Here is a 15,690-nt window from a genome sequence, read left to right as displayed (position 1 = left end):
CACCGAGGCCCGATTTGACATGGGTTCGGGTGCCATAGGCTGGACGAAGCCGGGCAGGCTTGGCGGGCGCTTTATCCGCCAGGCCTGCCCGGCTTCGGCCTGCCTGGGGTGCCCGTAAGGGCCCCATGTCAAATCGAGCCGGACTGGAGAACTCACCCGCCCTCACACCGTCGACGTCTCCACCCCCTCCTGCTCCCTACTCCCCTGCTCCCGACCCCCTTGCTCCCGACTCCCCTGCCCTCGCCCCTCCTGCTCATGACTCTCCTGCTCATGCGCAACCCGAGCCAACTCCACCCGCGAACTGATCCCGAGCTTCTTGAAGATCCCCCGCAGGTGGTAGTTCACCGTGTGGGGCGACAGGAAGAGCTGCTTCGCCACCTGCCGGTTGGTCATCCCTGCACCGACCAACCGGGCGATGTCACGCTCCGGCACGGACAACCGGAACCACTCGTCCCCACCCCGCCCGATTTCCTCCCCCTCCCCGCCGACCACCCCACCCCGCAACCGGAGCAACTCACCCTCGGCACCCATCCACTCGAAGATCCGCAACGCCAACGCCGTGTGCGCCTCCGCCCGACCGACGTCCCCCGCCTCCGCCGACAACCCCGCGAGATCCTCGTGCGCGATCGCCTTCGCCCACGGGTGCCGGTGCCGCCCCGCCACCGCCGCCAACTGCTCCACGTCCCGCTCCACCAACGCCCGCGCATGACCGGCCGCCACCGACACCGCCGCGAACCCCGGGTTGCGCGCGGCCAACCGCTCCGCCGCCCCCAGGACACCACCGGCCAACTCGCCGTCCCCGACCACCACCGCCTGCCGCACCAGCCACGGCGCCGCCCCCGGCTCCTCGATCAGCATCCGCCGGACACCGGCGTGATCGGCCATCCGCTCACGCGCCAACTCCACGACCCTCACCGGCCCGCCTTGGGCGTGCGCCAACAGCAGCTCCACCCAGTCGTACTGCCCGGAGTGCAACACCGCCTCACCCCCGGCCAGGTCCGCCCGGTACCGACGCACGTGCTCGGCCGCCGCCGCGACCTCACCCCGGTGCAACGCCACCGTCGCCAACACCGTCGACGCGAGCGGCACCAGGATCCGCAACCCGCGGTCGCGCGCCGTGGACAGCCCTCGACGCGCCGCCGTCAACGCCTGGGCCAACTGCCCCGCCTGCACCAGCACCCTGGCCCGCGCGATCGCCCGGGCCGTCGGCGCGCCCGTCTTCACCGCCTCGTCGGCGCAGTTCTCGTCGTCGCAGCCCTGGTCGCACGACTCGCCGTCACACGTCACGCCATCCCGCACCAGCCTCTCGGCGTGGTCGAACTCGCCGAGCGCGGCCAGCTTCAACGCGTACGACACCTCAGCCTGCGACTGCCACCACGCCCTGGGCCGGTCGAGTTCCCACCGGGTCGACTGACGGGCCCAGTACACGCCCTCGGCGAGGTTCCCGGCGTTCCACTCCAGGCACGAGTGGACCGTCGCGGCCATCACCACGTCCGCGTCACCCGGCTCCCGGTCCCGCGTGGTGAGCACCGACAACGCGTGCGCGCCCGCCGGGCTCCCGGTGGCGAAGTACAGCGACAACAACCGTCCCGCCTCGGCCAACCTGCGCAGCGGCTCGCCCACGCCCCGCGTGATGAGCACGTGCTCCATCTCGGACGCCGCGTCGGCGGGCCGCCCGTCGGCCAGCAGGATCCCGGCCAGCACCAGGTGCAGCTCCGCCGCCGCACCGGCGGGCACGCCGCGCGCCAGGCTCTCCCGGGCCAGCGCGATGGCGGAGCCGAGCTTCCCGTTGGCGACCGACGCGCGAACCCGGCGCACCAGCTCGGCCGCACCATCCCCGTCGAGGCCTTCCGCGACATCGACGACCGGGGCCGCAGGGGCCGAACGAGCTGCCTCCGCCGCCGCCCGCAACTCCTCCGCGTCGTGCCGGAGGGCGTGCAGCACCGACCCGGGCATCGAGTCCACCACCGCCCGCCACACCAGGTCGGACCCGAACTCCAGCCGCTCGTCGACACACACCACCAGCCCGGAGGCCAGCACCTCGTCCACCGCCGGCAGCAACGCGCCCGTGGTCTCGTTCATCATCGCGGCCACGTCCTGCAACGGGAACGACCTGCCGATCACCGCCGCCACCCGCAGCACCTGCGTGGCCTTGGCCGACCACGCGTCGACCTGACCGCGCACCACGGCGCCCACCCGCCGAGGCAGCCACCCGCCGCGCGGCCGCGCCACGCCGTCGCGCAGGTCGAGCCGTCCTTCTTCCGCCAGCCCGGCGACCAGCGCGGCGACCAGGCGCAGGTTGCCGCCCGCGCCCACGGTGAACGCCGCCAGGTCGGGGTGCGGCGTCGCGTCCAGCAGGTCGGTGAGCATCCGCAGGACCGCGTCGTCGTCCACCGGCCCGAGGCGCAGCACGTCACCGCGGGCCGCCAGCGCGTCGCGGACCTCCGCCCCGGCGAGTTCACCGGACAGCGCCAGCAGCGCCGGTACCCGTCGCAACGCCAGCCGGGGCAGCAGCGCGAGCAACGCGCCCGGATCCCGGTGCGCGTCGTCGATCACGATCAGCGCCCGCGCACCGCTTTCCCCCGGACCGCCATCCCCTTGGCCGCCGTCCGCCCGACCACTACCGACCCGGCCACTACCGACCCGGCCGTTATCCATCAGACCACTATCGACCCGGCCGCTATCCATCCGGCCGCTATCCATCCGGCCGCTATCCACCTGGCCGCCGTCCATCCGGCCGCTATCCATTCGGCCGCCGTCCACCCGATCGGTTTCCGCCCGATCGAGTGCTCCCGCCACGTCGGCCGACGTCGCCAGGTGCTCACCGGAGACCGGGACGACGGCGTACCCGCGGGCACCGGCCGCCGCGACCGCCTCGCGCAGCAGTGAAGTCTTGCCGGAGCACGGCGGGCCGTCGATGGCCAGCAGACCACCGGGCGCGGACAGGAAGCGGAGAACCGAAGCCCATTCACGATCCCGGCCGTACAATTTCGACACAATCAAGACTGCTACGCATCTCGACTGACTGTCAATTCAGCCACTCGCGCCGTTACCGCGATTTTCACCTGAAGCGACGAATGGCGCGACCCGATCCAGTTCACGCACCACCGACTCTGGATCGGCCGCGAGGACCACCCCGGCGGCGCGCAGCACGGCCAGGTGGCCGCCGAACGCGGGATGGGCCGACTGGTCCTCGGACACCTGCGGCAGCGCCACCACCGGCGTGCGGCGGCCCAACGCCTCGCACAGCACCGTGAGCGCCTGGTTGTCCGCGATCCCCAGGGCGAGCTTGGCCAGCGAGTTCGCCGTCGCCGGCGCGAACACGAACGCGTCCGGCACCGGGTGCGGCTTCGGCTCCCACGGCAGGCGCGAGGTCCACCGCACCGGCAGGTCCGTCAACTCCGCGAGCGACGGCAGCCGCGGCTCCAACCACCGGGCGACGGTGGGCGTCAACGTGATCGCCAACCGCCACCCCTTCGCCGCCAACGGCCGGGCGAGGCGGTCGACCAGCCAACCCTCCACCCCACCCGCCGCCGACACGACGACCCCGAGCACCGGCGCGCTCACACCGTCGCGACCACTCCCGGTGCCGACCACCTACGCGGGCCGCCGCAGCATCGCGCAGAACATCGCGTCCGTCCCGTGCTTGTGCGGCCAGAGCTGCACCTGCGGACCGTCACCCAGGTCGGGCACGCCGGGGAAGAACTCGCGCGCGTCCAACCACTCGGCCTCGGTGCGCCGCGCCACGTCGGCGACCACGCCCACCGTCTCCGACAGGTGCGGCGTGCAGACCACGTACGCCACCACACCCCCGGGTCGGACCAGCGACAACGCCGCCGTCAGCAGCTCGCGCTGCAGCCGCGCCAGCGGCGCGACATCCGAGGGCTGTCGCCGCCACCGGGCCTCCGGCCGCCGCCGCAGGGCGCCCAAGCCCGTGCACGGCGCGTCGACCAGCACCCGGTCGAACCCGCCCTCCGCCAGCCCGGACTCCCGGCCGTCGGCCACGTGCACCGTGATCGGCAGGTCCCCGGCCGCCTTCCGGATCAGGTCCGCGCGGTGCGGCGCCTTCTCGACCGCGTCCATCGACGCGCCCGACATCCGGGCCAGCGACCCCAGCAGCACCGCCTTGCCACCGGGCCCCGCGCACAGGTCCAGCCACCGCTCGTCCCGACCCTCGACCGGCACCCGCGTCAACGCCACCGCGCACAGCTGGCTGCCCTCGTCCTGCACCGCCGCCAGCCGCTCGCGCACCGCGTCGAGGTCACCCGGGTCGCCCGCACCCGCGTCCAGGTGCACCCCGAACGGCGAGTACGGCGCGACCGTGCCGCCGGTCATGGCGGCCAACTCGTCCGCACCGCACTCACCGGGCCTGGCCGCCAGGTGCACCGCCGGCCGCATGTCGTCGGCGACCAGCGCCTCGCGCAACGGCTCACCACGGCTGCCCAGCGCTTCCGCGAACGCCTGTGCGATCCACCGGGGGTGCGCGTTCGCCATGGCCAGGTACCCGATCGGGTCGGTGTCCTCGTCCGGCGCGACCTCCTCGACCCAGGCGGCCTCGTCCTGCCCCGTGACCCTGCGCAGCACCGCGTTCGCGAAGCCCGCCGCGCCCGAACCCCGGTCGGCCCGCACCAGGTCCACCGTCGACGCCACCGCCGCGTGCGCCGGGATGCGCGTGCGCAGCAGCTGGTAGACGCCCAGCCGCAGCGCGTCCAGCACCGCACCGTCCACTTCGGACAGCGGTCGGTCGGTGCACGCCGCCAGCACCGCGTCCAGCAACCCCTGCGCGCGCAGCGACCCGTAGGTCAGCTCGGTCGCCAGGGCCGCGTCACGCCCGGTGATCCGACGTTCCCGCAGGATGCCCGGCAGCACCAGGTTCGCGTAGGCGTCGCGCTGGCGGACGGCGCGCAACGTGTCCAGCGCGGCCTGCCGCGCCGGGTCCTCCACCGGCGGTCGGGCCGGGCCGGTGCGCCCGCGCGGTGGGTGTGCCCGTTGCGGCCGGGATGGACGCGAAGACCTCTGGGTCATGAAATCCGCTCCCCCGCCTCGATCCGGACGCCGCGCGCCCAGTCGGTCGCCGACATCCGCTTCTTGCCCTGTGCCTGCACGTCGCCCAGCACCACCGGGTCGGTGGCCGTGCCGACGAGCACGCGCTTGCGCTCCACCCGGATCTCACCGGGTGCGAGCGGTTCCTCCACCTCGGCCGGCACGACCGGACCGAGCTTGAGCCGTTCACCGCGGAACTCCGCCCACGCGCCGGGGTCCGGCGTCACCGCGCGGGCCACCCGGTCGATCGCGGCGGCGGGCGTGCCGAAATCCAACCGGCCGTCGTCCACGGTCACCTTGGGCGCGTAGCTCACACCCTCGTGGGGCTGCTCGACCGGCCGCAGCGTGCCGTCCGCGATACCGTCCACAGTGGACATCAGCAGCTTCGCGCCGGACTCGGCCAGCCTGCCGAGGAGCTCACCGGCGGTGTCCCGCTCGCGCACCTGCTCGGTCACCACGCCGTAGACCGGGCCCGCGTCCAGCTCCTTGACGATGCGGAACGTGGTGGCGCCGGTGATGTCGTCGCCGTGCCGCACGGACGCCTGCACGGGCGCCGCGCCACGCCAGGCGGGCAGCACCGAGAAGTGCAGGTTCACCCAACCGTGGGTCGGGATGGCCAGCGCGGACTCGGGCAGCAGGGCGCCGTAGGCCACCACCGGGCACAGCTCGGGCCGCAGCTCCTTCAGCCGCGCCTGGAACGCCGGGTCACCCGCCTTGGCCGGGGTCAGCACCTCGATGCCGCGTTCGTCGGCCAGCGCCGCGACCGGGGAGCGCTCGACCCGGCGACCGCGACCGGCGGGCGCGTCCGGCCTGGTGACGACCGCCACCACCTCGTGCCGGTCGGAGTCCAGCAGCGCACGCAACGACGGCAGCGCGACCTCGGGCGTGCCCGCGAAGACCAGCCGCATGTCAGGCCCCTCCGCACAGGTCGGGACTCGGACGGGACAGCCGGACTTCTTGGACGAACACGCACTCTCCTCGTATCTCCTGCGGACCCGCAGACCCCAAGTCTAGGAGAGCCCCACGAGCCCACCACTCCGCGAGGTCACCGACCACTCCCCCACCCCACCCGAGGTCCCGCCGACCGCCCCCACACCTCCACCCGAGCGACCCGCGAGGTCGCGTCGACTTCCAGGCGACCGAGCCGCCATCTGCGAAGCAGGGGCAATCAAACCCCGAACAGCGGATGGGGTGACTGCTTGATCGTCGGCACACCGCCGTCGAACCACGACTGCTGCCGGATGGCCCGCATGGCCTCCTTGCGCGTCTGGTCGTCCAGGCGGTCGAGGAAGAGCACGCCGTCGAGGTGGTCGGTCTCGTGCTGGATGCAGCGCGCCAGCAGGTCCGTGCCCTCGACCTCGATCGGCTCGCCGTGCATGTTCCAGCCCTTGGCCACCACGTGCTGGTGGCGGCGGCAGTCCCACGACATGCCGGGGATGGACAGGCAGCCCTCGGGACCGTCCTGCTCCTCCTCGCCGACGACGTCGAACGTCGGGTTGACCACGTGCCCGGCGAACCCGTCGCAGTGATAGGTGAACACGCGCAGCCCCACACCGAGCTGGGGCGCGGCGAGCCCGGCGCCGCCGGCGTCGCTCATCGTGTCCCACAGGTCCTTGACCAGCTTGCGCAGCTCCGCGTCGAAGTCGGTGACCTCGACGGCGGGAGTCCGCAGCACCGGGTCGCCGAACAGCCGGATCGGTTGGACGGTCACGCGCACTCCTCGAAGCCTGGGGAGCTCCCAGTCTACGAAAGTCCGCTCAGTGCTCCAGGTCACGGCCGAGGAACGCGACGCCGACCAGCGCCGCCAGGAGGTGCCCCAGGAACCGGGTCGCCGTCACGACCGGCACCGGCACCGGCACCGGCACCGGCACCGGGATCACCGCACCGGCCGTGGGCCGCCCGGCCGTGGGCTGCCTTGCCGCGGTCGTCCTGGATGTCATGGTGATCGTGGTCATGCCGGCTCCTCAGCTCCTCGTGTGCCTCCAGCGTGCGCTCCCCGGCCGTCGGCGGGCGTCCGCTCGGAGTAGCGGACCGCCCTCATCCCCCGGTATGAGGTCGAGTGCAACGCAGGGGGTGGCTGCGGCTACCTACTGGCATGACTGCTGCGACATCGGGCCGGCAGGGGGCAGCACGGGTGCCAGACACCGACGCGGAGCTGTGGGCGCGCGGCGACAAGCCCGCGTTCGCCGCGCTGTTCGACCGGCACGCCGAGGCGGTGTGGAACCACGCCTACCGGTTGACCGCGTCGTGGTCGCTGGCCGAGGACCTGACCTCCGCCACGTTCCTGGCCGCGTGGCGGCGGCGGTCCGACATCACCCTCGTCCGGGACAGCGCCCTGCCGTGGCTCTACACCGTGGCGGGCAACCTGGCGCGCACCGAGTTCCGCCGCCTGGGCCGGTTCAGACGCGCGTTGCAGCGGATCCCGGGGGACGACGTGGTGCCCGACCACGCCGAGCGGGTCGTCGCCTCGGTGGACGACGACCGCGCGTTGCGCCGGGTGTTGGACGTGGTGGCTTCGTTGCCCCGGGCCGAACGGGAGGCCGTGGAGCTGGTCCTGCTGGGCGAGCTGTCCACAGCCGAGGCCGCCGAGGTGCTCGGCGTCGCCGAGGTGAGCGTGCGCTCGCGGATCTCGCGGGCCCGCGCCCGACTGCGTGCCGTGGAGGAGCGATGAGCGAACCGGACCTGACCTTGCCGGACCTGCCGCCGCGCCGTCCGATGCCACCTGACGTGCGCGAACGCCTGCGCCGAGGCGTCCTGGGCACGGGCAGGGCACGGGCGCCGCTGGCCGCCGCGGCGGCTGCGGCTGCCGTCGCGGCGCTGGCTGCCGGTGGGGTGATCTTCACCCAGTCCGTCCAGTTCGCCGAGTCCAACCGGCACCACGACACCGGCGTGGTCGGGCCGCCCACCTCGCCGTCGGTCACGGTGGGCGCCCAGGCCGCCGTCTCGGTCGTACCGAAGGCGACCGGCGACGACGCGGCGCGGTGCGGGTTCCCCCCGGCGGACGTGCGGTTCACCATCGGCCTGCCGGGTCGGCGGATCCTCGTCACCGGCGCCGACCGGTTCTGCGAGATCACCTACACGTCGATCACGCACGACAAGCCCGGGATCGGCCCGGTCCCGGTGGCGGGCTCCGCCGCGTCGCTGCTCTGGAGCTCCGGCAGCGGTGTGATCGTCGGCCGCAAGGGCCCCGGCACCAGCCGGGTGGAGGCGGTCACGGGCGCGCAGGTCGGGGTGGTGCTGCCGGTCGCCGTCTCGGAGGTCGAGGACCTGTTCGTCATCCCGCAGAGCGCCACCTGGATGGTGCTGACGTTCACCACGCCGTCCGGGCCGGCCGAGGCGGAGATCTCGACGGCGGCGCTCCCGGACCAGGCGTCGTGGTCGGTGCGGCAGGACGCGATGCCCCCGGGTGACCCGGCCGTGGCCCAGTGCCTGGACGAGTCGATGCGGGACGGCGAGTCGTGGGTGGGTGATCCGCTGCGGTGGCGTCCCGGCGCGGCCACGGCGGCCGACGTCAACGCCCTGCTGGTGATGCACGACGGGGCCGGGCGGACCGCGTACTGCCAGGTCTACCACGGCCGGGGCAGCAGCGCGGTCCCCGAGGACGACCCGCCGCACCAGGGCGACGCCATGTTCCGGTTGCGGCACGTCACCGGCTACGCGTCCGACCCCAGCCAGGCGACCGTGCTGCTGGGCGGCACGGTCGACACCACGCAGGTGATCGGTGTGGAGGTCACCGACCCGCAGGGCCGGACCGCGCAGGCGGTCCTGCGGGACGGCACCTTCGCGGCCCGCCTGGACGGTCAGCCGCCATTCACGGCACGGAGCCTCACCAAGGGCTTCGTGGTCCGGGTCTTGTTCCGGCAGAACGTCAGCACGACCTTCACGCTGGAATGAGACGCGTGTGGCCCCACCCGCACGAGGGGTCGGGTGGGGCCACACCACTCAGGTCACGGCGCGAGCCCGCCACCTCGCACCCCACCACGTCGCGCCACGCGCCACCCGCCATGGGCCACGTCAGGTCACGGCGTCGGCCACACCGCCCGAGCCGCCCCACCGCCGCGCCTCGACGTCTCCGCCGCCGCACGCCACCGGCCGTCGGGGAGCCGTTCGACCGCGGTGACCGCGCCGATCTCGTTGGCCGAGGTGAAGCGGTGGCCCAGGCCGCGCAACGGCTCGGCCTCCGCGCCCGCGAGGAACGCCGCCTCCGCCTGCGTGGAGGTGGCGTTGCGCTGGGACGCCCGCGGCGCGGCGATGGCCTCGACCAGGCCCGTGCCGCGGTCGAGCCGCCGGGTCAGCACCTGGAGCACCGTGGTGATGATGCTCGCGCCACCGGGTGAGCCCAGGGCGAGCACCGGCTTGCCGTGGTGCAGCACGATCGTCGGCGTCATCGACGAGCGGGGGCGCTTGCCCGGTCCGGGCAGGTTCGGGTCCGGCACACCCGGCGTGACCGGGGTGAACGAGAAGTCGGTCAGCTCATTGTTGAGCAGGAACCCGCGGCCGGGCACCACGATGCCGCTGCCGCCCTCCTGCTCGATGGTCAGGGTGTAGGCGACCACGTTGCCCCAGCGGTCGGCGACGGTGAGGTGCGTGGTGTCCGTGCCCTCGTACGGCGTGGCGACCGGCTCACCGGCCACCGCGCAGGGCGCCGGGTTGCGCGGGTCGCCCGGCGCGACCGCGCCGGTCATGGCCGTCGTCGGCGAGATCAGGCAGGCCCGGCTGTCGGCGAACCGCTGCGAGAGCAGCTCCCGGGTCGGCACGTCGCTGAACGCCGGGTCGCCCACCCACCGGTTGCGGTCGGCGAACGACAGCCTGCTCGCCTCCAGGAACCGGTGCAGGTACTGGACCTGCGTCTCGGCCGAGAGGTCGGTGGTCTCCAGGATGTTCAACGCCTCGCCGACGGTCGTGCCGCCGGACGAGGGCGGCGCCATGCCGAACACGTCGAAGTCGCGGTAGCGGACGCGGGTGGGTTCGCGCAGCGGCGCGTCGTACCGGGCCAGGTCCGCCTCCGTCATGTCGCCCGCCCGGACCTGTCGGGTGGCGCCCGCCACGACCGGCGGCTGCCGGACCGCGCGGACCAGGTCGCGGCCCACGTCACCGCGGTAGAACGCGGACACGCCGTCCTCCCGCAGCTCGCGGTAGGTGTCGGCGAGGTCGGGGTTGCGGAACGTGCTGCCGACCGCGGGCGGCGTGCCGCCGGGCAGGTACAGCGCGCCGGTCGAGGTGAAGTCGGCGAACCGGGCCGCGTTGTCGGTGACCTGGCGGTGGAACGTGGCGTCGACGGTGAAGCCGCGCCTGGCCAGCTCCTCGGCGGGGCGGACGGCCCGGTCGAGCGACCATGTGCCCCACCGCTGGAGCGCACGCTGCCACGTGCGCGGCGTGCCGGGGACGCCGACGGACAACCCGCTGGTCACGGCCTCCGCGAACGGGATCGTCACGCCGTTCTCGACGAACAGCTCGGCGTCGGCGGACGACGGCGCCGTCTCCCGCCCATCCACTGTGGACACGCGGTGGGTGCGGGCGTCGTAGTGCACGAGGAACCCGCCACCGCCGATGCCGGCCGAGAACGGGTCGGTGACGCCCAGCGCGGCGGCCACGGCGACCGCGGCGTCGACCGCGTTGCCGCCGCGGCGCAGGACGTCGACGCCGATCTGCGAGGCGTCGGGGTCGACGCTGGACACCACGCCGCCGAAGCCGACGGCTTCGGGGACGCGCGGCGCGTCGGTGGCGGCCCAGGCGGTGGCGGGCAGGAGTGGTGCGACGAGGAGTGATGCGAGGACGCTGGTGACAGTCGACCGGAGCATCGTTCCCTTCTACTCCACGCCGGCGGAAAGCAGAACCACCCGGAGTGCCCTCGTCGGCGGCGCGCCGGAACACTCGGACAGCCCAGAACACTCGGACAGCCCGGAACACTCGGACAGCCCGGAACACTCGACCGACTCAGAGCACTTCGAGCGGGTCCACCTTCACCCGCACCACGTCCGGCTCCTTGCGGGCGCTGCGCACCGCCAGGACCTCGGCCAGCACCGTGGCCAGCGCGCGGCCCTCCGTCCTGGACACCCGGACGAGGGCGCGTTCCTTGTCCTCCGACAGCGGCACCGGGCCCAGGACCTCGCCCGTCGGCGGCAGGCGCAGCTCCTCCAGGACACCGGCCAGCGCGTCCGGCGCGCCGTCCACGGTCGCCATCCGCACGGCCGGCGGGAACCCCAGCTCGGCCCGTGCCGCCAGCTCCTGCCGGGCGTGCCACACCGGGTCCCAGCGGACCAGCGCCTGCACCGGGGCCAACGACGAGTCCGCGACCACGACCACCCGGCCCGCCGCGTGGACCAGGGCCGCCGCGGTCATCCAACGGCGCAACGCCTCCTCCGCCGCGCGCAGGTCGGCCCGACCGAGCAGCGCCCAGCCGTCCAGCAGCAGTGCCGCGCCGTAGCCGCCCTCGGCGAGCGGTTCCGCGCCCGGTGTGGCCACCACCAGGGAGCGGCCGCCCGGAACGGTGGACAGCACCTCGTCGCCGCCCGACGTGCGGACCGGGACGCCGCTGAACGCCCGCCCCAGCTCCTCGGCCGTGCGGCGGGCGCCGATGACCTGGCCGCGCAGCCTGCGCGAGCCGCAGTTCGGGCAGCGGTACGCGGCTTCGGTGGCGCCGCACCAACGGCAGTAGGCGGGCCTCGGCACACCGTCCTGGGTGCCGCCCGGCAGGGCCAGCGGGCCCGCGCACCGGCGGCAGCGGGCGGGCGACCGGCACTGCCCGCAGGCCAGGGCGGGCACGTACCCGCGCCGGGGCACCTGGATGAGCACCGGGGTGTCGGCCGACAGCGCGGCCCGTGCCGCGTCGAACGCGATCGACGGCAGCCTGGCCGACCTGGCCGCCGCGTCCTTCACCTCCTGCCACTCGTGGTCGCCCACCGCCGCCACCCGCGGCGCGACCGACCGCAGCGTGTCGCGGGCCGCGACCACCTCGTGCGCCCAACCGCTGTCGACCAGCAGCTGCGCCTCGGCGGTCCGGGCGAAACCGCCGATGAGCAGGGACGCGCCGGTGAGGTGCGAGCGCTGCACCAGCACGTCGCGCACGTTCGGGTAAGGCATCCGCGGTTCGGCGTGCAGGTCGTCGCCGTCGTCCCAGACGGCCACCAGCCCGAGGTCGTGGACCGGCGCGAAGGCCGCACCGCGCGTGCCCAGCACCACCCGCACCGACCCCCGCCGCACGGCCAACCACCGCTTGTACCGCTCGGACGGCCCGAGGTCCGCCGACAACGTCACCACGCCCGCCTCGCCCACCAGCGCCGCGCACGCGTCCCGCAGCCTGGCCAGGTCGCGGTGGTCCGGCACGACCACCAGCGCGCCCTTGCCGGTGCTCGCCATCGACGCCACCGCCTCGGCCACGCGGGCGGGCCAGTCCTCGGCGGGCAGCGCCTGCCACACCGCCCGCGCGGCCCGGCCGGAGCGCAGCGCGTCCAGCAGGTTCGGGCCGAACGGGTACCGCGCCCACCCCTCCTCCGACGGCGCCAGCGGCACCGGCGCCGGCTCGGCCGAGGGCTTGGCCTCCACGCGCGCGTGCCGGGGCGGGATCGCCATTCGCAGCACGTCGATCAACGACCCGGCGTACCGGTCCGCCACCGCCCGCGCCAGCTCCGCCACCTCCGGCGACAGCACCGGCTCGGGCGAGATCACCCGGTCCAGGAAGGTCAGCTTGCGCCCGTACTCGGAGGACTCCACCCGCTCCAGCAGGTAGCCGTCCACCAACTGGCCCGCGAACCGCACCCGCACCCGGCAGCCGGGCACCGCGTCCGCGTCCTGCTCGGTGGACACCTGGTAGTCGAACGGCCGGTCCAGGTGCGCCAGCGGCACGTCCACGCACACGCGGGCAACCGGCAGCGCGGCGGCGGGAACCTGCTCGCCGCGCCTGGTAGTCGCCTTGCCCGCCACGGGTGGTGGTCTACCAGAGACCGTGGTGGACGCTCAGGGGACATCGGGTCACAAGACCAGTATCGAACACGTGTTCGAGTTACGCAAGATCACGAACGGGTGGTCGACGCGGCCGCCGTCCCCGTCAGGAGGTCTTGCGGACCAGGCCGGTGAAACCCGCGACGAACAACGTGGCGAAAGCCCAGGCCAGCAGCTGCAGCACCCACGTCGAGACCACCACGGCCTGGCCGAGGCCGGTGGTGGTGACGACCTGGCAGCGCACGCCCTCCGGCTTCGCCAGCGGCGTCACGGCGTTCAGCGCGTGCCCGACCTGCTCGACGGCGGAGCACGACCGCACCAGCCCGGCCGGTCCGGCGATCCCGGCGATCAGCACGACCGCCGCGGCCAGGGTGCCGAGCAGCCACACCAGCGCGACGGCGGGCCGGTAGCCGTACCCGACGGTGGCACCGGTGATCCGGTGCCACACCCGGCCCCACCTGGTCAGCCGACCGCGCCGGAGCAGGTCCCGCTGCTGCGCGACCCGGATCCGCCGCACGTCCCGCTCGTTGCCCGCGGCCTGGTTCGCGGCGGCGAGGTGCACGTAGGGCTGGCTGGCGTACACCGGCGTGCGCCGGGCGAGCATGTCCAGCCACTCGTCCACCGTCGCGTCGCGCGGCACACCCGAGTACGTGAGCCCGTCGAGCTCCACCAGACCGTCCAGGCCGTCCGGCGGGAGCAGCACCTCCGTGCCCACCCGGACCTGCTTCACGTCCAGCGCGACCGCGCCGCGCAACGCGGCGCCGCGCAGCACCAGCTGACCGCCGATCCGGGCGCCGCGGATGCGCACCGCCGCGTGCCGTTCGGACCCGGTCGTCACGCGCGCGTCGCGCAGCACCACGCTGTCGTCCAGCTGCATGTCCACGCCGAGCAACGCCGAGGCGCGCTCGGAGTGCAGGTGCGCGCCGCGGCCGTCGAGGTTCCCGCCCAGCCGCGCGCCGTCGAGCCGGACCGTGCCGACCACCCGGACGTCGTCGAGGTACAGGTGGCTGCCGGTGCGCAGCTTGACCGCGTGCACGGCGTACTCGTGCTCGGACCGCAGGTGCGCCCCGGACAGGCTGAGGTGGCCGCCGATCGACGCCTCGCCCAGGTCGAGGGCCCAGCCGGCGCCGCCCTCCAGCCGGGCCTGCTTGAGCAGCAGGTAGTGGTCCAGCTTGAGCCACGGCGCGGACACCGAGGGCGCGACCAGGCCGCTCAGGTCGAGCGACGTCAGCCGCGCCCGGTCCAGCAGCACCGGCTCGTCGGTCGTGCAGTCCCGCAGCACCACCGGCCGCGAGACCACGACGTCCGACAGGTCCAGTTGCCCGGAGACGCGCGCGCCGCTGATCCGCAGGCCCCGCTGGTCGAGTTCGTCGGTCAGCAGGTCCCGGATCAGCGACGCGGGCAGTTCGGCGCCGTCGAGGTCCACGTCCTCGCCGCGGACCAGGCGCGTGGTTAGCGCGTCACGCACCCGCGGCGGCGCGCAGGGCGTCGGCGCGGTCGGTGCTCTCCCACGGCAGCTCGACGTCGGTGCGGCCGAAGTGGCCGTACGCGGCGGTCGGCGCGTAGATCGGGCGCAGCAGGTCCAGGTCGCGGATGATCGCGGCCGGGCGCAGGTCGAAGACCTCGCCGATCGCCTGCTGGATCTTGGTCGGGTCCACCGTCTCGGTGCCGAAGGTCTCCACGAACAGACCCACCGGGGCGGCCTTGCCGATGGCGTACGCCACCTGCACCTCGATGCGCGTGGCCAGGCCCGCGGCCACCGCGTTCTTCGCCACCCAGCGCATCGCGTACGCCGCGGACCGGTCCACCTTCGACGGGTCCTTGCCGGAGAACGCGCCGCCGCCGTGGCGGGCCATGCCGCCGTAGGTGTCGACGATGATCTTGCGGCCGGTCAGGCCGGCGTCACCCATCGGGCCGCCGATGACGAACCGGCCGGTGGGGTTGACCAGCAGCCGCACGTCGGAGGTGTCCAGGCCGAGCTCGGCGATCTCCGGGGCCACCACGTGCTCGCGCACGTCGACGCCGAGCAGCTTCTCCAGGTCGATCCCGTCGGCGTGCTGGCTGGACACCACGACGGTGTCGAGCCGCACCGGCTGGTCGCCCGCGTACTCGATGGTGACCTGGGTCTTGCCGTCGGGGCGCAGGTACGGCACGGTGCCGTCCTTGCGGACCGCGGTCAGCCGGCGCGACAGCCGGTGCGCCAGCGCGATCGGCAGCGGCATCAGCTCGGGGGTGTCGGTGCAGGCGTAGCCGAACATGAGGCCCTGGTCGCCCGCGCCCTGCTTGGCGATCTCGTCTTCGGTGCCCTCGACCCGCTTCTCGAACGCGGTGTCGACGCCCTGCGCGATGTCGGGCGACTGGGAGCCGATCGCCACGTTCACGCCGCACGAGAAGCCGTCGAAGCCCTTGGCCGACGAGTCGTAGCCGATCTCGACGATCTTCTCCCGCACGATCGACGGGATGTCGGCGTAGGCCTCGGTGGTCACCTCGCCCGCCACGTGCACCTGGCCGGTGGTGACCATCGTCTCCACCGCGACCCGCGAGCGCGGGTCCTTGGCCAGCAGCGCGTCGAGGATGGAGTCGCTGATGGCGTCGCAGATCTTGTCGGGGTGCCCTTCGGTCACCGACTCACTGGTGAACAGCCTGCTGCTGTGCTGACCCACGACACTCCCTAACTGTCGATCTGCGAATGGCTTTCAAGCTTAC

At 73.9% G+C, this 15,690-nt stretch carries 13 protein-coding genes; 3 read left to right on the top strand and 10 right to left on the bottom strand.

The genetic code is table 11. The features are described from left to right. Positions 1-162: 162 nt before the first annotated feature. On the bottom strand, positions 163-2,556 hold the full coding sequence (locus tag AB0K14_RS40275) for a LuxR C-terminal-related transcriptional regulator (RefSeq protein WP_360449750.1): 2,394 nt from the start codon (positions 2,554-2,556) through the stop codon (positions 163-165). Here AB0K14_RS40275 and AB0K14_RS40270 point away from each other — a divergent pair. Then, positions 2,539-2,889: a hypothetical protein gene (locus tag AB0K14_RS40270; protein ID WP_360449748.1), complete on the top strand. Its 351-nt coding sequence runs from the start codon at positions 2,539-2,541 to the stop codon at positions 2,887-2,889. The genes AB0K14_RS40275 and AB0K14_RS40270 overlap by 18 nt on opposite strands. 144 nt (positions 2,890-3,033) lie before the next feature. Here the strand turns inward: AB0K14_RS40270 and AB0K14_RS40265 are convergent, their stop codons facing one another. From AB0K14_RS40265 to AB0K14_RS40245, 5 genes are all read right to left on the bottom strand, one after another. Next, entirely contained in the window at positions 3,034-3,567 is a 534-nt protein-coding gene (locus AB0K14_RS40265; protein ID WP_360449744.1) for a flavoprotein, read from the bottom strand. Positions 3,568-3,597: 30 nt separating this feature from the next. After that, entirely contained in the window at positions 3,598-5,025 is a 1,428-nt protein-coding gene (locus AB0K14_RS40260) for a transcription antitermination factor NusB (RefSeq protein ID WP_360449741.1), read from the bottom strand. Continuing rightward, positions 5,022-5,951, bottom strand: a complete 930-nt coding sequence (fmt, locus tag AB0K14_RS40255) for a methionyl-tRNA formyltransferase (protein ID WP_360449738.1) — start codon at positions 5,949-5,951, stop codon at positions 5,022-5,024. Before fmt ends, AB0K14_RS40260 begins: the two co-directional genes overlap by 4 nt. A 260-nt stretch (positions 5,952-6,211) precedes the next feature. Beyond that, positions 6,212-6,754 (bottom strand): peptide deformylase, encoded by a 543-nt coding sequence (gene def / locus AB0K14_RS40250; RefSeq protein WP_360449735.1) that lies wholly within the window; start codon positions 6,752-6,754, stop codon positions 6,212-6,214. A 46-nt stretch (positions 6,755-6,800) separates the two neighbouring features. Then, a complete protein-coding gene (locus AB0K14_RS40245; protein WP_360449732.1) occupies positions 6,801-6,998 on the bottom strand; it encodes a hypothetical protein in 198 nt (65 codons plus the stop codon). 140 nt (positions 6,999-7,138) lie between these two features. Between AB0K14_RS40245 and AB0K14_RS40240 the strand changes: the two genes are divergently transcribed. Both AB0K14_RS40240 and AB0K14_RS40235 read left to right on the top strand, forming a co-directional pair. Further along, entirely contained in the window at positions 7,139-7,714 is a 576-nt protein-coding gene (locus AB0K14_RS40240) for an RNA polymerase sigma factor (protein WP_360449730.1), read from the top strand. Beyond that, positions 7,711-8,937 (top strand): hypothetical protein, encoded by a 1,227-nt coding sequence (locus AB0K14_RS40235; protein WP_360449727.1) that lies wholly within the window; start codon positions 7,711-7,713, stop codon positions 8,935-8,937. Before AB0K14_RS40240 ends, AB0K14_RS40235 begins: the two co-directional genes overlap by 4 nt. A 125-nt stretch (positions 8,938-9,062) precedes the next feature. On the opposite strand, the gene ggt is transcribed toward AB0K14_RS40235, so the two are convergent. The 4 genes from ggt to metK form a co-directional block, all read right to left on the bottom strand. Then, positions 9,063-10,844 carry a gamma-glutamyltransferase gene (ggt, locus tag AB0K14_RS40230; protein WP_360449725.1) on the bottom strand — a complete coding sequence of 594 codons (1,782 nt, stop codon included), beginning with the start codon at positions 10,842-10,844 and terminating at the stop codon, positions 9,063-9,065. A 136-nt stretch (positions 10,845-10,980) separates the two neighbouring features. Then, on the bottom strand, positions 10,981-12,966 hold the full coding sequence (locus AB0K14_RS40225) for a primosomal protein N' (protein ID WP_360449723.1): 1,986 nt from the start codon (positions 12,964-12,966) through the stop codon (positions 10,981-10,983). Positions 12,967-13,090: 124 nt separating this feature from the next. Further along, positions 13,091-14,452, bottom strand: a complete 1,362-nt coding sequence (locus AB0K14_RS40220; protein WP_360449720.1) for a hypothetical protein — start codon at positions 14,450-14,452, stop codon at positions 13,091-13,093. Beyond that, positions 14,445-15,647, bottom strand: coding sequence for a methionine adenosyltransferase (gene metK, locus AB0K14_RS40215; protein WP_360449718.1), 1,203 nt, complete (start codon positions 15,645-15,647; stop codon positions 14,445-14,447). The genes AB0K14_RS40220 and metK overlap by 8 nt, the downstream gene beginning before the upstream one ends. Between the last annotated feature and the right edge of the window lie 43 nt (positions 15,648-15,690).

It is taken from the genome of Actinosynnema sp. NPDC050801 (assembly GCF_040673975.1).
Classification (GTDB): Bacteria; Actinomycetota; Actinomycetes; order Mycobacteriales; family Pseudonocardiaceae; genus Actinosynnema.
This window is presented reverse-complemented; position numbering and strand designations above follow the sequence as displayed.